Annotated in this window: 18 protein-coding genes; 6 read left to right on the top strand and 12 right to left on the bottom strand. The window is 48.7% G+C overall.

Annotation, left to right across the window (positions count from 1 at the left end; translation table 11 throughout):
* Positions 1–347: 347 nt before the first annotated feature.
* On the bottom strand, positions 348–671 hold the full coding sequence (locus BM613_RS12205; RefSeq protein ID WP_109431460.1) for a YnfA family protein: 324 nt from the start codon (positions 669–671) through the stop codon (positions 348–350).
* Between the two features lie 464 nt (positions 672–1135).
* Between BM613_RS12205 and BM613_RS12195 the strand changes: the two genes are divergently transcribed.
* From BM613_RS12195 to BM613_RS12185, 3 genes are all read left to right on the top strand, one after another.
* Positions 1136–1525, top strand: a complete 390-nt coding sequence (locus tag BM613_RS12195; protein ID WP_181363123.1) for a hypothetical protein — start codon at positions 1136–1138, stop codon at positions 1523–1525.
* Between the two features lie 308 nt (positions 1526–1833).
* Complete coding sequence (locus tag BM613_RS12190; RefSeq protein WP_181363122.1) at positions 1834–2199, top strand: site-specific integrase; 366 nt, start codon at positions 1834–1836, stop codon at positions 2197–2199.
* A 15-nt stretch (positions 2200–2214) separates the two neighbouring features.
* Positions 2215–2778: a tyrosine-type recombinase/integrase gene (locus BM613_RS12185; RefSeq protein ID WP_342767169.1), complete on the top strand. Its 564-nt coding sequence runs from the start codon at positions 2215–2217 to the stop codon at positions 2776–2778.
* Between the two features lie 49 nt (positions 2779–2827).
* On the opposite strand, the gene BM613_RS12180 is transcribed toward BM613_RS12185, so the two are convergent.
* From BM613_RS12180 to BM613_RS12170, 3 genes are all read right to left on the bottom strand, one after another.
* Positions 2828–4051 carry a tetratricopeptide repeat-containing glycosyltransferase family 2 protein gene (locus BM613_RS12180; protein ID WP_181363121.1) on the bottom strand — a complete coding sequence of 408 codons (1224 nt, stop codon included), beginning with the start codon at positions 4049–4051 and terminating at the stop codon, positions 2828–2830.
* Positions 4052–4343: 292 nt separating this feature from the next.
* Entirely contained in the window at positions 4344–8921 is a 4578-nt protein-coding gene (locus BM613_RS12175; protein ID WP_109431454.1) for an Ig-like domain-containing protein, read from the bottom strand.
* Between the two features lie 604 nt (positions 8922–9525).
* Entirely contained in the window at positions 9526–10725 is a 1200-nt protein-coding gene (locus tag BM613_RS12170) for a glycosyltransferase family 4 protein (protein WP_109431453.1), read from the bottom strand.
* Between the two features lie 94 nt (positions 10726–10819).
* Here BM613_RS12170 and BM613_RS12165 point away from each other — a divergent pair, with 94 nt between their 5' ends.
* Entirely contained in the window at positions 10820–11464 is a 645-nt protein-coding gene (locus BM613_RS12165; protein WP_181363120.1) for an IMPACT family protein, read from the top strand.
* Between the two features lie 25 nt (positions 11465–11489).
* Here the strand turns inward: BM613_RS12165 and BM613_RS12160 are convergent, their stop codons facing one another.
* Positions 11490–12284 carry a hypothetical protein gene (locus tag BM613_RS12160; RefSeq protein ID WP_109431452.1) on the bottom strand — a complete coding sequence of 265 codons (795 nt, stop codon included), beginning with the start codon at positions 12282–12284 and terminating at the stop codon, positions 11490–11492.
* Between the two features lie 170 nt (positions 12285–12454).
* On the opposite strand from BM613_RS12160, the gene BM613_RS12155 reads away from it, so the two are divergent.
* Positions 12455–13126: a sigma-70 family RNA polymerase sigma factor gene (locus tag BM613_RS12155; protein ID WP_109431451.1), complete on the top strand. Its 672-nt coding sequence runs from the start codon at positions 12455–12457 to the stop codon at positions 13124–13126.
* Between the two features lie 96 nt (positions 13127–13222).
* On the opposite strand, the gene BM613_RS12150 is transcribed toward BM613_RS12155, so the two are convergent.
* The 7 genes from BM613_RS12150 to BM613_RS12120 all read right to left on the bottom strand — a co-directional run bounded on the left by BM613_RS12150 (position 13223) and on the right by BM613_RS12120 (position 19574).
* On the bottom strand, positions 13223–14044 hold the full coding sequence (locus BM613_RS12150) for a flagellar hook-basal body protein (RefSeq protein ID WP_109431450.1): 822 nt from the start codon (positions 14042–14044) through the stop codon (positions 13223–13225).
* Between the two features lie 39 nt (positions 14045–14083).
* On the bottom strand, positions 14084–15286 hold the full coding sequence (locus BM613_RS12145; protein ID WP_109431449.1) for a flagellar basal body rod C-terminal domain-containing protein: 1203 nt from the start codon (positions 15284–15286) through the stop codon (positions 14084–14086).
* A gap of 39 nt (positions 15287–15325) precedes the next feature.
* Positions 15326–16345, bottom strand: coding sequence for a rod shape-determining protein (gene mreB, locus BM613_RS12140; protein ID WP_109431448.1), 1020 nt, complete (start codon positions 16343–16345; stop codon positions 15326–15328).
* Between the two features lie 103 nt (positions 16346–16448).
* Complete coding sequence (gene spoIIID, locus BM613_RS12135; protein ID WP_109431447.1) at positions 16449–16757, bottom strand: sporulation transcriptional regulator SpoIIID; 309 nt, start codon at positions 16755–16757, stop codon at positions 16449–16451.
* Positions 16758–16987: 230 nt separating this feature from the next.
* Entirely contained in the window at positions 16988–17719 is a 732-nt protein-coding gene (locus BM613_RS12130) for a M23 family metallopeptidase (protein ID WP_109431446.1), read from the bottom strand.
* 197 nt (positions 17720–17916) lie between these two features.
* A complete protein-coding gene (locus BM613_RS12125; protein ID WP_281267860.1) occupies positions 17917–19083 on the bottom strand; it encodes an aminotransferase class I/II-fold pyridoxal phosphate-dependent enzyme in 1167 nt (388 codons plus the stop codon).
* Positions 19080–19574, bottom strand: a complete 495-nt coding sequence (locus BM613_RS12120) for an Lrp/AsnC family transcriptional regulator (RefSeq protein WP_109431445.1) — start codon at positions 19572–19574, stop codon at positions 19080–19082. Before BM613_RS12120 ends, BM613_RS12125 begins: the two co-directional genes overlap by 4 nt.
* A 316-nt stretch (positions 19575–19890) precedes the next feature.
* Here BM613_RS12120 and BM613_RS15825 point away from each other — a divergent pair, with 316 nt between their 5' ends.
* The gene (locus BM613_RS15825) at positions 19891–20157 is read left to right on the top strand and encodes a DUF2225 domain-containing protein (protein ID WP_109431444.1); all 267 of its coding nucleotides are present in this window, start codon (positions 19891–19893) and stop codon (positions 20155–20157) included.
* Positions 20158–20208: the final 51 nt, after the last annotated feature.

Here is a 20208-nt window from a genome sequence, read left to right as displayed (position 1 = left end):
CTCTCCCTCACAGATCGTTCCTTTGAAGCACGGATCGCTTTTCTCCCCGAGCGATCTTGCATCCCCCGTGCTGTATACTATAAGACATGTGAAATGCAATCATCTATATTTTAGCAAATAGAAATTACGTAAACTGCGGAATTACGTGAGGGGAGAATTAATTTCTTCGGATAGCAAACGCGTAGGAAAGTTGTTTTTAAAATGGTCGTATCTAAATGAAAGACGAGATAATCATTTTAAAATATTCCTAGCAAAAATCAGTGATGTTTTGCAAATCGATCAGTCTGCTTTGCAACCATTCATAAGTTATACTCAGATCCATACGATGGATACGAAATGGGCACATTCTACTTTGATCCCATGAGCATCACAGTCACACCTGCGAGACAAATCGCACCTCCTATCCAATCTGTTATACTAGGTGTTTCTTTTGTGATTCCCCATCCCCAAAGCAAGGAAAGTACGATGAAGACTCCACCATATGCAGCATAGACTTTTCCGAATGATGTGAAAGCTTGACGAGTAGCTATCACTCCATATAAAAATAAAATGAATCCTCCTAGAATCCCTATCCATACGGATTTACCATTTCTCATCCAGATCCAAACGAGATATCCACCACCTATTTCGGCTAAACCTGCGAGAATAAATAATATATACGCTTTTAACAAAGAATCACTTCCAATTTATACATGTCAATTGATTATAAATCGATTGATCTTCATTATAACACGAGATCTAGAGGCGAAACGTTGTCAATGCTTGCAGACCTATAGGATGGATCCACGGATTATCTTCCTGGGTAGAACTGGTGATTCTGAACTTGCGAGGCGAGTCATGGGTAGGGGCAAATACGAGGAGGTTCATCTTCCTTGCGATCGCAGCACTATCAAAAGCTCATGGCACAAGTTCGTGCCACACGTATTCAAACGGCCTTAAAACAGATCTATACCCTCCGGCCAATATGCGGTCGCGACTATGACTACCGTCTGACGATTGGAAACACAGAGTATTTCTATTTACATGGTGGCGTGGCCTTTTCGCGCCTGCTGGTTGAAAGTTAGGTGTTGGAGTATGAATAAGCAAATCCCGATGATCGGTTCCGTTTCCCGTTTCCTCGCTCTCCTTGTGCTCCTTGTGCGAACAAGAAGAGGTGCCGTTTCTATGGATCTCAGGGGAAAGTATCTTTGTACGTTTTGCAGTACGACTTTGTGATCACGGATTCGAAGGTCTTGGCTTCTCTTCTGGTGACTATTTGATTTTTGCGCATTCGGGTTGGCCTACAAAAGAAGGCGCCGTCTGTTTCCTTCGGATTGGCCAGGAGGCCATTGTTCGCCGCATCGAAGATGTCTTTGCCATGGAACCCTTGCTTTCTGTGACAGGTGATCGCGCCCCTTCGATTCGCCTGCACCGCAATGAGTTCATTGTGCAAGGTCAACTTGTCGGTGTGATTCGTGCAAACGATGTGCAGTGGGTGGTGTCTCAAGAAGCGTCCCTTCCTCTTTCCACATTTCCCACTGTATAACAAAGCCATTCTCTCCATGTGTAACGTGCGATCTCTTGCGCATCTCCGCTCCTAGGAGAGACGCGCAACTTCGTTCCCGGTGTTTTTGTTTTTTATTGTAGGTAGAGCATCCCCTGAAAGGGTGCTCGCTATGCAGCGAGAACATCACTCGATGCATTTGTGTTTCCTGTTTCTTGCATAGCCATCGACAGTCGTTTATGATCACAGGTACAAAACAAAAGTACGTCTTTCATCGAGCGCCCCGAGCGCCGCACCACGTTTCGATTCGGGGCGCTTTTTGCCGTCCCGTCAAGGAGGAGATCCGCGACATGGACATCGACCAAGCCATCAAGGAGTACTTACAATATCTACAGCTTGAACGCAATTGCAGCCCTGTGACCATCCGGGGCTATCAGGGTAATTTGCGCCGTTTCACGGCGCATCTTGCTGCACAAAAAGGCTGCCGCATGCTGGATGTGGCACAGATTACAACTGCAGAGATCCGCAGTTACCTTTATGCTCTTGGTGAGCGTGGAGTAAAAGCAAAGAGCCTGCACCGGGAACTCTGTGCGATTCGTGGATTCTTTCGCTTTCTCGTTGAAATCGATCTTCTCACACAAACCCCAGCGCAAAAAATTCAAAAACCAAAAATTCCTCATACTAAACCAAACCCTCTTTCCGAAGAGGAAATCTAATGCTTCTTTGCAGCCATCCCAACACAGACTGAAATAGGAGCGCGTGACAAGGTGATGTTGACCTTGTTGCTGCACACAGGACTTCGTCTGCAGGAATTTATCCAACTGCAACTCAAAGACGTTGATCTCACAGCACGTCAGCTCACGGTGCGCCAAGGAAAAGGCGCAAAAGACCGCACCCTTCCCCTTAGCCAAGCCATAGCCACACAAGTACAAAACTACATCAAACAACTGCGGCCCGCTTTTCTAAAAGTCCCCTCGGAGGCACTTTTCCTGAGCAAAAAAGGACGACCGTTTCACCCCACTGCGTTTCGCGAAAAGATCTACTTTTACGCAAAAAAAGCCGGGTTACATGATCGCAGAGTCTATCCGCATACGTTTCGCTCGACCTTCGCAACCCTTCTTGTCCGACAAGCGGGTGCCGATCTCACGGTGATCAAGGAACTGATGGGGCATACAAATATTCAAACGACAGCACGCTATGTCAGGGTAGTCGAAGCAGAGAAAAGAAAAGCGGTTGAAGAGGTAATAACTTCTTCAATTATTCTTTCTGTGCTTGATCGTGGAATCTATAAATAACAAATTACACGTTTCACACTCATTCCAATTTTCTAATGGTCTGCATCTTTCAATTTTGCGTGGTTGCTTCGCTAAGTAAATGAATTTGACGGTCCATTTCATCAATACGCTTTCTAATTTCCATAAGTTCTGGAGCTATTGAAATCGCCGACACATAACGCGCTCTTGCCTCATCCCATCGACCCAACCAACGAGCGATGTCTGCTAGATACACTTCACTTTTCCATGTTCCAATTGTTGAATCCGTTTCTGTAATCCCTCGGTACGAATTTGCTGCTTTCTGCGCAGAAAGCATCTCTGAATATGCCTTTTGAATTTCTTGATCAATTTTTCGAATCCGGATCTCTGCCCTTAAAAACAAACCATCTGGATAGGTTGGAAATAAGCTAATCATCTCTTCCGCTTTTTGTTCAGCTTTTTTTACATTTCCCGATTCAGCATATGCTTGAACTAATCTCCGCATAATATCAGGAACCATTCCATAACCGGTTATCTTTTGACCTAACCTCTCAGCTTCTTCAAGGTGCTTGATTGCAACATCATATCGTTTTAAAAACAAACTCTCTCTACCAATAAAGAAATGCAGACTTGGATTATCAGGTTCCTGTTGAAGCTGTTGTAGTAGTAATGTAATATTGCGATCGTATTTACTTTGAATGTCTACGGACTCCGGATCATATCCATCATGAAATACACGAATTCGAACTGCAGGTCTAACGACTCTTCGATCTCTCACAAATTCCTGAAAGGTAATCACTTCATGAATTTTTCCATCCCAATGAAGCCCTTTATTCATCGGGAACATTCGAGATTGGGAAAGTGCAGGAACGATGATCCTCCCCAACTTATTCATTTGAACAATCCGAACAATCGCCGGAACTTGAAGTTCATGAAATAATCCTGCAGTAATTCTAATATTATCTTGATCACCTAATTCTAAGATCTCATCCGAATCAATCGCAATTACCCAATCAGAACTCACATATTTCAATCCAAAGTTTCTTGCCGCTGAAAAGTCACCGATCCATGGAAAATCATAGACTTTTGCTCCATACATCTCCGCAATTTCCCGGGATCCATCACTTGAACCTGTATCCACAGCGATTATCTCATCAACCGCCCGTTGCAACGCAGCTAAACATGCACTTAATGTTCTCTTATTATTTTTAAATAAAATAAGAGCACTAACTGTCTTTGATGGATACGCTAAAACCTTCTCCACTTCATGATCTGTGACTGTTCCTGAAGGTGCATCCTCACATGCTTTTTGCATTGCAGATACCCATTTTGCTTCAGGATCCAGGAGCCAAGCTCGATCAAAACAACGACGTGCAACAGTTCCATTCCCACTCCGCAAACAGGCTTCCCCAAGAAAAACCCATCCCTGGGCATCTAGCGGGTTTATGCTGACCAACTCCAAAGCCCCATTACGAGCCTCATCATATCGGTGCAAAATCAGATTCTGACGAACTTCATCATGGGTAACCATAAAACCTCCTAGCGAAAAGAGGTTGAGACGTTTGTCCCAACCTCTTTTCTAATTCAAGTAATTTCATCAAAACACATTAATTTGCTGTAGTGGTTGCTGTCGCACCGCCCGCAATATTTTGGTCAACAGGTGATGAAGCTGTGCCATTCACTACCGAAATATTAACTGCTGGATTTCCTGTTGTGAATGCACCGGAATTGTTATCATAAATCGTAATGGTGTACGTACCACTACCATCACTGACAACTGTGTACTCACCAGTCGAAGGTGTTGAAGGAAAACTGCTAACTAATGTTGGCGTTACAGAAGAATTTGTTCCATCGTTAATCGATGTCAGAGTAATATCCGAGGAACTCAAGCCTGTAACAAGATTACCATACACGTCTGTAACAGTTAACGTAGTCGTGTATTCATCAGACGTCGAAGTAGAAGTAGAAGTAATTGTGGTTGCTGACGCACTTAAAGGTTGTTGACCATTCCAAGTCACTGGCAATGTTCCGACGGTATCAGTAGAAGTTTGGGTAATTTCTGTAGTCAAATCAATTGTAGAATTAATTTGTACAGAGGGTGCAACCTCAAACTGCGCTGTTTCCGAATTATTAGGAGCCGTAATATACGTCACATTTCCATCCGCCAGTGTAACAGTAACTTCCCCATTCGCACCCGTTTCAAGTGAAACAACAGGTTCTGTACCATTTAGATGGTAAGCAGTAATTCCGGTCGCACTGACACTCTGATAGCCTAAGTTAAGGGCGTTTCCAAATAAAGGAACAGGAGTGTTTTCTGTTTGATTACTAGGTTGGGTGGCTGTGCCCATGTTCACTGTACCCGTCAATTGTTGGCCATTTACAGCAGTAATCCATAACCCTGGTTGGTTAGGCTGGATGTAGAATGATTGGTTTGGCACAGGGTTTCCAAACTGATCCATCGCCTCAAACGTAACGGTTTGTGAACTGTTAGCGGGCGCACTAATCGTCGAAGGTCCTGCGACAATGGAGCCAAGTCCTGTTTGTGCAGATGAGAAGTTTCCGGTTACTGTTGCAGTTGAACTCGTCAGCGTATTGGATACCGTGAACGTCGGTTGCTCCACATATTCGTCACTTACCTGTACAGTTGCAATTTGTACAGGTGTAAGCGTAAGGCTCGGAGCACTTGATGTGCTTGATGCGCCTACAGTAGTTAAACCTGCAAAGCTGCTATTATTATACTCTAAGCTCAAAGTGGAACCACTCGTGCTAAACCCAAAGTAAGTAGCTGGCAATGTTGGCAGATTAACATTAGGCACAGGATAAGATGCAACTTCAGCTAATGCCCCATTCGAGGAAACACTATATAAAGTGAATGGTGTTGTTGAAGTTCCTGCTTGCCCCTGTACTAAGACATAAGTTGTAGTTCCACTTTGACCATACCCAACAACGGTTCCACCATTTGGATCTGCCCATAACGGAGTGTTGTTTACACTAACAACTCCATCTGGTTGTACATTTACGGTAGCGGTTTGTGGATTTCCCGGTACCACATACCCATCTACAGAGTATACATCCCCACTCTTTGTTCCAGAAATATTATAGGAGAATCCTTGCGTCGGGATCGTCGCTAAGTTCACGAAATTGTTGAATGGTGCAACAATAAATGTACCTACATTATTGTTGCTTGGACTTCCTGTAGCTCCGTATGCAGATCCAGAAACTTCAATTGAAGATGGCAAAGGTGCGTTCGTATCAACAAGTGGGGTGTAATCCTGCATTTGTTGCAGACTAGAAGCTACACCAAGACTTGCAAACGCGCTAGCGGGAGTAAAGTTTGCCGTGATGGTACCCGATGCTCCACCCTCAGCGGTCGACGTTTGAGTATTGGTCGCTGAAACGCTGACGTTTACCGAACCACTTATTCCATTTGCGGTTGCCGTTGCTCCATAAGAGTTCACAGTAAATGGAATCATTCCACTGCCGGCATTGCCTAGAACACTAGAATTGTTGATGTTAGTAATTGTTTGAAGTGCGCCAGATGTGGTATACCCTGTGACGCTATTCAACATCAACGCGCCACCATTGGTTAACGTTGCTGTTACACCAGTGATTTCTGCAAATTGACTATTAAGTGCATTATTAATACTTGAAAGATTTGCGTCTCCAACTTGCGTTATTGCAATTCCACTTGGCGTGGTGATGGTATAGGTCAAGCTGTAATTTGCAAACTGATTGCTACTTGAAGGCGCAATCACTTGCCCATTTTGATTGTACGCGGCTGCATACAAACCCTCAGAGCTTCCCGAAATGTTGGAAAAGTTAAAGGTGGTTGGCACATCCGTAAGTGCATTGTATTGTGTTTGCATCGCATTGTGATTGACGCCTACCGCTTGAACAGTTTGCCCTTGTTGCCAAAGTACATTAAGTGCATTATTCCCAGAACCATCAATTGTTAACGGTATCAGACCTTGCGGTAAGCTCTGTCCTTCTACAACAGATAGAGTATCTGGCGCGTAATACACATAGTACGTATTGCTGCTATTTTCCACTGATTGCGTGACCGGAACAGTTGCTGTTGTAGTAAATGTGAATTGACCTTGAGCATTGGTCGTCACCACATCAAAAGATGTGCCACTAAATAATTGCGATGTCGCGGAACCTGACGGAACATACGAATCGCTATCCATGTTGTTTTCAGTACCATTTACTGCATTCCAATCAGTAATGACCAATCGAGCATTTGCAACAGGATTCCCTGAAGCATCTTCAACTGTTCCTGAGAAAGTTACTTTTGAACCAGAGGTTGCTGTCTCTTCATTCGTCGTGCTTGCACTCGGAGTGATAACATTCAACGATTGCGAAGGAGAAATATTCGCCACTTGGGATGGATAGCCTGTCGTTCCCCAAACAAAAGTACTGGTCCCTGTCGAACTGCCTCCATTGACAACTTCCGCCGATACACTCGCTTGTACTTGTGCCCCAGGCTCTGCTACATTATTGGTCTCAGGTTGATTCGCATTGATATAAGCTATCGCCTGACCACTTGCATTTGTCACCGCATCATATGTTACTGTTCCCGACCCAGATAAAATCGAATTCCCCGCTACCGGTGTCACTCCACTTGCATCAGTGAAGTATACATTTCCGTTGGTTCCATTGGGTTGGTTAAAGTTACTTAATGTAAATTGAATCGTTTGCCCAGACACTGACTGACTCCCGCTAGCCGGAAGAATCGTTGCTACGACCGGTACCAAACCCGCTGTCGGATTCGATGCAGTAGAGAAGTTCAGATTATCGGGCGTATTGCTATATAACGGTGTCAAAACTAATGTTCCCGGAATGCCCCATTGAATTGTTGCTTGGTTGGATTGAACGGGTTGACCATTTACTGTGAGTGGTGCACGAACTACCACATTAAACGGTTGTGTTGAACTTGCCGAAGACGTAAAGGTTGCTGAGGCAACTCCTTGACTGTTTACCGGCACACTGTACACTGCGTTGTACGTATTGTTCCCAATGACAACTGGCGCAGACAGTTGAGAAGCAACAAGCGTTGTGCCATCAGCTGTAGCAGTAATATTGGAGGAGGTGGAAACCAAGTACTGCAAATCCAAACCAAACTGGAGATTTCCAGCTGCATTTGTCACTGTCGTAGACACCGTGACTCCATGATCAACCGCTGCGACCGCTGGTGCTGCAGATGATCCCGATCCAACTGATTGGCCTTGCACCGACAAATTACCAAGTGAATTTGTAATTGTTGACACAGTTGGCGTAACCGTCAAAACAACTGCTTTTGTAACATTCCCAACGGTCGCCATAATCGCTGTGGAACCCGCAGTTGTCCCCGCGGTTACAGTTGCAGTCGCAACCCCGTTACTATCCGTCGTTGCCGTCGGTTGCACGGTCGCAGAAGAGGTATTGCTGGAAGTAAAGTTTACAACAATACCCGGTACAGGATTGCCGTTTGCATCAACAACCTTTGCCGTGACAGTATCAGTAGAAGTCCCATCCGCAACTAGGGTATTGGAACTCAACGACAATGTCTCACTCGCAGGAGTTTCCGTCATCGTAGGATTGCTTGCGAAATTTAACATATTTTGCAACACAACCGCAGCCGCGGCACGATTTAGATAAATTGTATCTTGTCCATTCGGAATTCCATCAAACAATCCGATCGATTCTGCATAAGCTAGCGGCGACATCCCATTTGTAGAACTTATTATTCCGGTCTTTTCCATCGCTGCAACAAAGAAAGAAGCTGCATCTCCACGTGAAGCGCGATAGTTTTCATTGAAGTTGCTGCCAATCTTCACATTGAGCCAGTAAGGATTGATCCATCCTGCTCTGTAAGCCGCACTGACGTACTCATACGCCCAGTTGCCAGGCTCCACATCTTTAAATACTTTTCCTGCGTTGTGTGGTTTCACACCGGTCACCGCTGCCATCGCGTTCATGAAGTAGGCGAGAAATTGGCCGCGTGTCACATATGCACCAGGCTGGAAGGTGCCGTTGCTATACCCGTGAATATATCCTTGTGCGCTTAGGCTGTTAATGTCTTGCGCAGCCCATGAATAGCCGGCAAGATCCGTATAAGAACTGGACGTTGTAGCCGCAAAAGCCGCTGGTGCAAGAGACCCTAACACGAGGGCTGCTGCCGCAATACTGGAAAGCGAGCGTTTCAAATCAGTTCCTCCTCTGTCCTACTTGGAATATGATGTCTTACTTATGGTCATACTTATGTTACCTTGAGGTCTACTCTTCCCAATGCTCCTATGGAGTCGTTTCCGAACGTCTGCACTAACATCGTGTAAATAGCGTCTCTATTCGCTCCCCGTCCCACACGCGATTTGCACTTGTTAGCGAGTCCTGTTCGAGCGTATCCCACAGGGTTGCATCCCTCCTCTCGGTGTAGACGCCAGCCCCTTGCTTTTGGTTACATCGGTTACATTCGCAATGGGCGCACGAGAGGTCTCGTCCCTCTCTCACCCTAGGTACTACTCTAGCGAATCGACATTCGCAGAATTTCTATGTACAAACCTATCCTTTGACCAATGGACAGCAAAAATCGTTGAGTATACTAGACACTTGCGTACACTTGCATTATAGACGACATTCTTTGCTGACGTAAAGTACAAGATGATCAGAAATGCGTTCATCTTGCAAAATGTCTACTAGATTTTATGCAAGTTGCACAGAATGCGTGTGCGAGATCGGCATGATTTAGCAAATTTGACTATCTTCATTATAGCAGATTTTTTTGTCTTTGCGATAAAAACACGGATTTTTTTAACTTTTGACCAGTTCTAAGTACACGTTCTGCACTCGATCGACCATTTGCGATGCGGTGAAGTGGGTCAGCACGCGGCGCTTCCCATTCTCTCCAAGGCGCGCGCACAGAGCCCGATCACGGAGCAGCCGCGCAATGGCCTGCGCGAGTAAATCGACATGGCCAAAGGGGATGAGCAATCCTGTTGCCGCATCGCCTTCTTCGATGATTTCTGAGAGCCCCCCAACACGCGTGGCGATGACAGGGCGACCCGCGAACATCGCTTCGAGCGGCGCAATCGGCAAGCCTTCCATCTGCGAAGTGAGCGCGACGGCATCTACTTCGCGCAAGAGTGCGTAGATATCTTGGCGAACGCCTAGAAAATGGACGCGCGAAAGTGCCTGCTTTGTGTCTGTTTCCTGGCAGAGGAGTCCGAGTTCCTGCGCGAGCGCTTCCAAGTTCGCTCGCTCTGGACCATCCCCCGCGATGACCAGATGCGCATCCACATGCAAGTCAAATACTGCCTTCGCAAAGGCGCGCAGTAAAAAGTCATGACGCTTCACTGGATGCAAGCGGGCGACACAAAGTAACAGCGGCGTTTTCTCCGATATGTGCAGATGCTTTCTCAGATCGAGCGGATGCAGGTTTGCCTCTTCAAGTTTTTTGTGCGCCTCTTCAATCTCAAGGGCGTTACGCACGACGATCAGCTGCCCACTTTTGTACCCGCGCCGTACGAGTACCGCCTTGAGGGCATCTGATACGGCAATCACACGCCTCGATAAGTGTCTCGTGCGCGCTTCGAGTTGCATCATCAAGGCGCGCTTAGGGGGTGCATAATCATAAAACAGATCGCTATGTACCGTAGTGACCACGGGGATGCGAAGCGCGCTTCCCGTCAGGCGCCCTGCGAGACTGGCGCGCACGCCGTGAGTGTGGATCAAGTCTGGGCGAAGCGTCTGTGCAAGTTCGCGCAACGCGCGCACATCAGAGAGTGGCTGACGGCTTTGCAGCACGTGGGTCGCGATGCCCACTTCACGAACTGCCTGCGTAAATCTCCCCTCGTAGTACGTCGCGACAGCGACTTGCACACGCTCTTTTTTCTGTAAGCCCTTAATGAGTGCAAGAATCTGTGCTTCCGCGCCGCCAAACTCCCCTGCCGCCACCACGTGCAGGACAAGCGGATGTTTTTTTGTCAACGCCTTATTATATGTCGCATTCATATCGGTAGAACCACCTTTATTTACGCTTGCAAAACAGTACAATAGACAAAGGAATGTTCACCTATGCATGTTTCGAAAGGAGGCCGTCGATCAGATGTCTGATGTGTCCTTACCTGTATCGTACCGCACCCTGGAAGCTCCCGTCCACGTCGAGTGGGTGGAAAAAAAATCGCGTTTTCTTTGTGCACTATTTCCCGCAGCCACAGAGCATGCCGTTCAGCAGCAACTCGCTTTGCTCCGCAAACAGTACTGGGACGCAACCCACCATTGCAGTGCTTTTCGCCTCAAAGACGGCACAGAGCGCGCTCATGACGATGGGGAGCCCGCCGGTACTGCCGGGCGCCCCATGCTCCATGTACTACAACAGCACGATCTAGTCGATGTATGCGCCGTCGTGACGCGCTATTTTGGCGGTACGTTACTAGGCGCAGGCGGTCTCGTGCGCGCGTACAGTCACTCTGTCGTACGTGCCATCGAAGCCGCAACCCTCCTTTCGATCGCTCCACACGATCTCTATCACTTGACGCTGGATTACAGTCAGTATGACTTTGCACTCCACCGTTTGCGCGAGGCCGGATGGGAGGTCGCCGCTTCGTTTACCGATCGCGTCACACTCACTGTGATTGCGCCAACCGCTGTACGTGAAACCGCGATTCCCATGCTGACCTCACTGGCGCAAAGTCCCGTTCCCATTGTGCCTGTACAAACGGAATTGCGCGCGTTGCATGTGACAAAATAGGCGTTCTCGCGCCAAACGTTCTCCTCTATTTCTCCTTGTCCAAATCAAGCAATGCGCGAATCGCCGCCGCCGCAACAGGATCGATGCGACTTAATACGAGATCCCACCAGTCCTTCTCCCCTGTAAGCGATTTCGAAGAAGGCGCGGTCGTGTGCGTGAGACGTTCCTTGAATTCTTTCATCAGGTTGTGCGCCGTTTCCCGTATGCTGTCCTTTGGTTCTTGTGGCTTTGCGGATTCAGGCGGTCTCACCGTTTCAGGCGGTTTTTGTTCGGGCTTTTGTTCGGGCTTTTCTTCTGACTCTTCCTTACTCCCCATCTCATCCAGCGCACAGCGCAACGCCTGCTCTTGCCGCTGCGCCTTAGTGACTGACAAAAAAGTTAGCAACGTCGCTTCTCCCATCGCATCTTGCACATAGCGCGCAGGCAGCACCGTGTCTAGCGTGCGCCCATCTAGCAACAAAAACGAACTGCCCGCAGTGTCGCGTTTGCGAATTCCATCAACTGTTTCCAGGCGAATAAACCCATACGTTTCGTCTCCCGGAACGAGTGCGCGCGTCATCTTACAAGTGATAAACACGTGCCCATCCCATACGATCGGCAGGTTTTGCTTTGTATGCCAGTGCTCCTGATGCAGATGACGGTATTCCGTGTAGGAAAAACCATAAGGGCGCAACAGATATTTCATAACCGTCAGCGGTGAACGAGAATCTAGGAGTTCCCCTCCATCCATCCGCAAAATGCGTGACCCAAAGCCATAACCCGCTTCATAGTGCGGGATGACTGCAGCCACCTTTTCTACAGCAATGTGTTGACGTCTCATCGACGACCTCCAAGTCCAGATTTTGCATTCTTTCTAAGACTACTTTTTTTCATAGTTTTAGAAAAGTCCGCAAGGTCTCATTGCCTTCTGATGATGCAGTCGATTGCCAAATCAACCACTTTCATCTAAATCTAATCTTACAATACTAAGCAATCGTTCACAAATGTGGAATGGCCATTTTGCGAGAAAAATTTTTCTACTCTATCATTTTTTTGCGCGTAATTCTAAAAAGGACCGGTCCGAAAGGATGTTCAATGACTTTTTCCGCTTCGCCAAATGCGACAGAAGAATCGCTCTTACAGCTCGTATATGCGGCACAGCAAGGCACCCCTGCTGCCCTCAGTGAATTGTGCACGCGCTTTACTCCGCTTGTCGTGCGTTTGGCACGCTACTATCAGACGTCCTCACTGCCGTCTGAAGATGTCGTGCAGTGTGGCTATGAACACTTGCTGCGCGCGATTCGCGCCTATGACACTCGCCACGGCGTCTACTTTCGCCATTTTGTCAAGCTGCGCGTGCGCGCTGGGATCTGGTCCTGCGTGCGCAGTGCCAACCGCACCGCAGCGCGTATACAAAAAGAACCTGCGCTGCAAGAGGAGACGCAAGATGCCGAGCTCCTTTTGCAAATCGCCGATACGACAGCACTTGCCGCGTATGATTTGAGCGAGTGGAGTGATCTTTTTGCCTTACTTTCGCCGCGTGAGCAGATCGCACTTGAACAAGTGATTCTACAAGGTGCTTCAAGCACGCTTGTCGCTGCGCGTTATGGCGTCTCACCAGAGACCGTAAAGACATGGCGCAAGCGAGCGCTCAAAAAACTGGCGCGCGCGCTGCAAGATTAGCTCCCCACATCGAAATAAAAAGTGCACAGGCTGTGTGCGAGTCCTTTGGGAGCAACTCATACACAGCCTGTGCACCTCTGCTTTGCACAGTGCGCGTTAGCGCAATTGATTTTCAAGCCCCATCATCTTGTTCGCGATGCTAACTGCCGTAGAAGACATCTCATACGCCTGCTGTGTCGCCACAAGTTGCGTCATCTGCTCCGTCAGGCTCACATTTGACTGTTCAAGCATAAAACCGTGCACTTGTCCAAACAGCGAGGGAGGCGCACCCGGTGTCGCATTGGTTGTCGCACGATACCCAGGATTTAGCGCGTATACACTGTCCCCGACGCTGTACAGCGCACTGCCTGGGTGTGCGATGTACGCAAGGCCAAGCGTGCCGATCTGCACTGGCACCCCGTTCATCGTCGTTCCAGAAAGCGTACCATCCGGCGCCACGCGCAGTGTGTTCACCGCGATTCCCGTCAAATCAAGCGGCTGTCCGCTTTGTGAGAGCACGCGCGTGCCATCTGGCAGTGCAAGGTACGTCTTTCCTGTCTTGGCATCATGACTTGCAATGAAATTCCCTGCACGCGTGTATCCGACTTGCCCTGTGGACAGAGCAACCGTAAAAAAGCCGTCCCCTACAATCGCCATGTCAAGGGGATTTTGCGTCGTCTTATCACTGCCAAGCGCAAAGTTTGCGTGATTGAACACCGCATGCGCACCCGTGCCAAGCCACAACCCCGCGGGCGTTTGCCGATCCGGAAGCCCTTGTACAGGCAGCGGCTGGCCATACACTTGAGTCAAATTGTCCGCAAACGTCGGGTTGACACTCGCGTACCCCACCGTGTTCACGTTGGCGATGTTGTTGGCAATTGCATCAAGTTGCTGAGATTGACTTTGCATCCCCGATGCGGCGATGGTTAATAGAGACACGTGTCACACCGTCCTCTTTCTGTGTGCGTTCCTGATCCTCTAGAGTCCGGGCACAGACCCAACGCTTGTCACCGCGAGTTTCAACGTCGCATCGATCGTCTGTGCCAGCGTCTGGTTTGCCTCAAAACTGCGGTAAATTTGCAACATATCGACCATGTTTTGCGTTGCATTGACATTTGCCTTTTCTAGCGCACCCACTTTTAGGGTCGCTGCACTGCGTGTGTAGGCCGTCGTCGCCGTTGGCAGAAAACCCGTTTGACCGAGTGCCGTAAGCGTCGCGACATTCACGGCGACAGCGCCAAACTGCGCACCCGCAAGCGGTGCACCATTTGTCCCGACGATGCGGTAGGAAGGTTGCCCTGCGGCATCGTACAGAGGCGAGCCATTGGCCCCAAAAATCCCTTGGCCACGATACGCTGGATTTAATTCAATGGCAGAGTTGAGAAGCGGCTGTCCGTTTGCCGCAACGGCAAGCACGCGCTGGCCTGCTGCATCATACAACAAGTTGTCACTGCCCACGTGAAACTGCCCATCGCGTGTCAACGCGACGCCCACCTGACCGTTTGCTGCGCGGTTGGCCACGGCGAAAAAGGAGTGCACGCCGCCTGTGACGGCACTTGACATCTGCACATAAGGGCCTGCAGCGCCGTCTGTGGAGGGTCCAATCACCTGTCCGGCGGCCGAGACGATGTGATAGGACGGCTGGCCATGGGCATCGACCACAGGCGCCCCATCCTCACCAAATAACTGCAAGCCTTTATACTTCGGATTTGCAATCACCCGCGCGCCTGCAAGCGGTGCGCCGTTCGGTCCGACAGGCACGATCGGATCGCCATTTGCCGTCTCAATCACGCCGCCTGCACCTACGACAAAAGACAGTGTCGTCGCGAGTTGCACCGCTTGGCCAGCCCCTGTAGCCTGTGCGTAGACGGATGTCCCCACCGTCGCCGGATCTTCAATCGCGAGATCAAGGGGCTGGCCCGTCGCTTCGATCGGACCCTGCAGAAAGTTTGCCACTGCCTCTTGAAACAGCGCCCCGCGGTTGACAACGCCGAGCGGCACTGCGCCTGCGCCGTTTGACCCGTAATTGTAGCGCATCAACAACTGCTGCGGAAACGCCATCAGTTCCCCTGTCGATTGCTTGAACCCTGGCGTTGTGACATTGGTCAAGTTGTTCATCACGACTTGCTGCAAACGCTCGTCTGCAAGCAGGCCAGAACCTATCGTGGAAAGTCCATCCATCTCATCTCATCCCATCTGATCACACAGTTTGCCACCTGTTCAAGCGCGATAGCGCTGTTTCTTTGCCGGCGGCCGCCCCCACTTATCGATATTCTCAAGAAACGACCCGGTACCGCGCGCGACGCACTCCATCGGATCGTCTGCGATATAGACAGGTACTTCGAGTTCCTCTGTCAACAACTTGTCCATTCCGTGCAGTAAAGCGCCGCCTCCTGTCAGAATCACGCCCTTATCAAAAATGTCGGCCGCAAGTTCTGGAGGCGTTTTTTCTAACACACTTTTTGCTGCAGCGACAATCGCATACGCAGATTCTTCGAGTGCCTGCACCATGTCATCTGTGCGAATGAGCACGGTCTTTGGCAAACCGGTCATCATATCGCGCCCGCGCACGTCGATCTCCTCTTGACGCAATCCCCGCTTCACAGATACTACGCGAATCTTTATATCTTCTGCCGTGCGTTCTCCAATCAATAAATTGTGGTTGCGTTTTATATATCGAATAATCGCTTCGTCAAACTTGTCCCCCGCGACGCGAATAGAAGAGGCGGTGACGACGTCCCCTAAGGACAACACAGCGACATCCGTCGTACCTCCGCCAATGTCGACCACCATGCTCCCGCTTGGTTGCGTGATGTCAAGTCCCGCCCCAATCGCCGCAGCTTTTGGCTCCTCGATCAAATATACGTGCTTCGCCCCCGCGGCTTCTGTCGCTTGGCGCACTGCTTTTTGCTCAACCGAAGTGATCCCCGCTGGGACGCACACGGCGACGCGCGGCTGCGAGAACAACCCTTTGCCAATCGTCTTTGTGATAAAGTGCTTGAGCATGATCTCTGTAATCTCAAAATCAGCAATGACGCCGTCGCGCAGAGGCCGAATCGCGAGGATATTCCCCGGCGTGCGGCCGAGCATGCGACGAGCTTCTTCTCCCACTGCCACGACCCGCTTACTCTGATTCTCAATCGCGACGACAGACGGTTCGTTTAACACGATCCCCTGTCCACGCACATGCACAAGGACGTTAGCAGTTCCTAAATCGACACCAATATCTTTCTTAAACATCATAAAATCCTCTCTGACGGGAAACTAGGCCCTATGAACCTAGGCATAAAATGGGAATCGACTCGCGATAAGATCCCCCTTCTTTTACGCTTCTATTTGATTTCTACATGCGGACGCCAAATCCTCTCCCGACGACAAGATTTTTCGTGACTTTTCGCTTTGGCTCATCCTTTCTATATTTTTCTTTTGTCGCCTCGCCGCCGCGTAAATGTCGAATCGACTTATGGTATTCCAAAATTTCTTTGACGCGGTTTGCGAGGTCGGGGTTGATCTCTGGCAGCCGCTCCGTCAGGTCTTTATGCACGGTGCTTTTGGAGACGCCAAATTCGCGGGCAATCGTCCGGACGGTGTTGCGAGTCTCGACGATATACTCGCCGATTTTTAGCGTTCGCTCCTTGATGTAGTCGTGCACACCCTCGCCTCCCCCATGTTTCGCAAGTCTGGTACAGTATATGAGGGGGTGTACAGCATATGCCAAAATCCGTCGATTTACGGAAGTGGTGCGCCCTTATCACTGAATTGCTCGTCCTTACTCGTTCTATCACCGCTTTTTAATAACATAGAAAAAAGCTGCTTCACTCTATGAAGCAGCTTTTCGTGTTCCTTTTTGGTTATTGCTAGATCTGTGCGCAAACCCTCACTCTATGACACGGACTTTGGAAGAACAGAGGCTGGGTCAATGGCTACCCCATTTTTCTCTAGTTCAAAAAAGAGATGGTCACCTAGACTGGCCTCGCGTTGATTGTATCCGCTTGTGCCAAGATCTTGCCCCTGTGTGACTTGTTGCCCATCTTTCACATCTACCGTACCAAGGGATTGATAGATTTCCGTGTATCCATGCCCAGAATTCACTTCGACAGCCCATCCCATCACAGGGCTGTTGCGCACTTCAGTCACCGTCCCTGCAGCCGCCGCGACGACACCAAAAGTCTTGCTGTTACCGGGCAGCGCAATATCAAGACCCGTCGACCCTTGGTAGCTGTTGTTGTAATTGACGAGATCCGCGGCAAGCGTCTGCAGTGTCGCGCCTTTTGCGTTCGCATCAAAGAACCCGCGCACGACTTTTGCCCCCGTCGTATCCGGCGCAATCGGCCACGTAAAGCTCATCGTCGCAGCAGTTGTGACGGATGCCGGACCCGTCTGACTCTGCGTCGTAGGTTGCGCCGCAGTTTGCGAGCCTCCTACATTGACTAGGCGGTGCGCCTGTCCGTACATAAGGGCAATAATGAATGCTGCAGCCATGAGATACAATGCGGGAAACGCCCAACGCTTAGCAAAAAACGCCTTCCATTTCCCCGGCTCGTCAGCATCCTGCGCTGGCCTCTCGATTGATTTGTCGAGGCCATTTTGTTGCTTGTTGTCATCCTGATTCATAGCTCATCACCTCATTTCGCAGTCTCTCCAAAATGAGGTAGCCATAAACAAGTTTTTGGCAAAATCAAGATAAAAACTTAGTTTGCTTTTTAGCAATCCGATCGATCCAGAAGTAGCTCAGTAGTAGACCTTATTTTCTCACAAAAAGATACGTACATAGAGGAGTCTACAAATGATTCTCGCTTCCTCTTTATTTTTTAGTGAATGGACTGAACGAAACGGTCGATGCGCTCCAACGCGCGATGAATTTGCTCAACTGAAGTCGCATAAGAACAACGAATGAAGCCCTCCCCAGCTTCCCCGAAAACATTCCCAGGGACAACCGCGACTTTGTTTTGACGCAACAATCCTTCCGCAAACTGTTCTGACGTGAGTCCCGTCGAACGTATATCTGGAAAAGCATAAAAAGCTCCTTGGGGCTCATGGCACGACAGGCCGATCTCACGCAACCCGTTGACGATCAACCGCCTTCTTTGATCATAGTGCTCCACCATTTGCTCCTTTGCCTGTCGACCGTTTTGCAGTGCTTCTAATGCTGCCATTTGTCCCATAATGGGTGCACAAAGAATCGTGTATTGATGAATCTTGACCATTGCACTGAGCAACTCAGCTGGGGCAGCCGCATACCCGATTCGCCAGCCTGTCATCGCAAACGCTTTCGACATTCCACTGATCAGTATAGTCCGCTCTTTCATTCCGGGAATAGACGCAATGCTTACATGCTTCTTCCCATAGGTTAATTCGGCATAGATTTCATCTGAAATCACAAACAAATCATGCTCAATAGCTACCTTCGCCACTGAGCGCAAGTCTTCGATTTCCATAATGGCCCCTGTCGGGTTATTGGGATAACAAAGGATTAAAACCTTCGTGCGTGGCGTAATATGTGCTCGCAATTGCTCAATATTTAAACGAAACTGATCTTGCGCATGCGTTGGGACAGCCACTGGTTCTGCCCCGGCCAAGCGCGCGCACGGATTGTACGATACATAGGCAGGCTCAGGAATCAAGACCTCGTCACCTGGACAGACCAATGTTCGAAGTGCGAGATCAATCGCTTCACTTCCCCCAACTGTCACGACTAATTCCGTCATGGGATCATACGCCAAGTCAAAGTCTTGAAGATACTGGGCAAGGGCCTTTCGAAGTTCTGGCAACCCATAGTTCGATGTATAAGACGTAAATCCTCTTTCGAGTGCATAGAAACAGGCTTCCCGCACATGCCACGGAGTAACGAAATCGGGTTCTCCTACGCCTAACGATATGACGTCTTCCATTTCATTCGCTAGATCAAAGAAACGTCGAATTCCAGAGGGCGGCAGATTGCGAACGACAGGTGAAAGACGATCATACAGTGAACTCACGGAGAAATCACCAACCGTTGGTCGCCTTCTTGATCATCAAAAATCACACCATTGGATTTATAGGTCTTTAAGAGGAAATGAGTGGTCGTCGAATTCACATGCTCAATCGTAGACAATTTTTGTGACACGAATCCAGCAACTTCTTTGATGTGATTGCCCTCAACAACAACCTGCAAATCATACGCTCCAGACATCAGAGAAACAGACTTCACCTCAGGAAAACGATAAATTCTTTCCGCAATTGCATCAAATCCAACCTCTCTTTGCGGCGTTACTTTCACATCAATCACGGCTGTTACACGTTGTGATTCGACTTTATCCCAATTGATGACTGCGGAGTATCGCAGGATGATTTTCTTTTGTTCCAGATCTTGAATTTCCTGTGCAATCCGCTGTGGAGTTTCCCCGAGCAGATTTGCAAGGGTTTCCGTAGAAAGTTGACAATTCTCGGAAAGTAAACGGAGAACGTCATGCTGAAGTTTCGACACCATACATATACCTCACATTTGATTTGAAATTTTCTTCTTAGTATCGCAGATTCAAGCAGATTAGAAAACCTTCCCGATCGATTGGCAAATCTATTTCACAGATTGGATCCATTTACAAATACGTGCATGCATGAGAATCGATAGACGTCTCTCCCGCTCTATCCTTGGACTGTCACCATAAGTTTGTTGCCAAAATGATTGAGGTATTAGAAAATGAGAAGGGATCGCAAGAGATGACCAGACGATCAAACGCTACTGTGTAGAATCGATCATAGACCCCATGCCTAAGGCAGGGGCTTCCGCGCGAATTATGAGATGAATGAAAAGATCCCTTGAAGGAACGGTGATCCGTTTTTCTATGCCAGACATTTTCTACGAAAAGGAAATTACTTGTTTGTCTTGCCAATCCCTCTTCAAAACCTACCGCGTTCGTTTAAAGGCAGTCCGGATCGTCAGCATCGATTCAGACTTTTGTCCACATTACCGAATGCGCCGTAAAGTCCCGTGCTTTAGCACTGGGGATATAAGGCGCTCGCCGCTAGGCGAATCTTTTGTCTTTTCAATCACATTAGATAGATTGTTGTGATATACTATTCTTATGGAATACAAATCCAATCACAACGTCGTCTACTCTTGC

It is taken from the genome of Sulfoacidibacillus thermotolerans, assembly GCF_003144315.1.
GTDB classification, from domain to species: Bacteria; Bacillota; Bacilli; order Alicyclobacillales; family SLC66; genus Sulfoacidibacillus; species Sulfoacidibacillus thermotolerans.
Note: the sequence above shows the minus strand (reverse complement) of the source record. Positions and strands in the feature narration are given on the sequence as shown.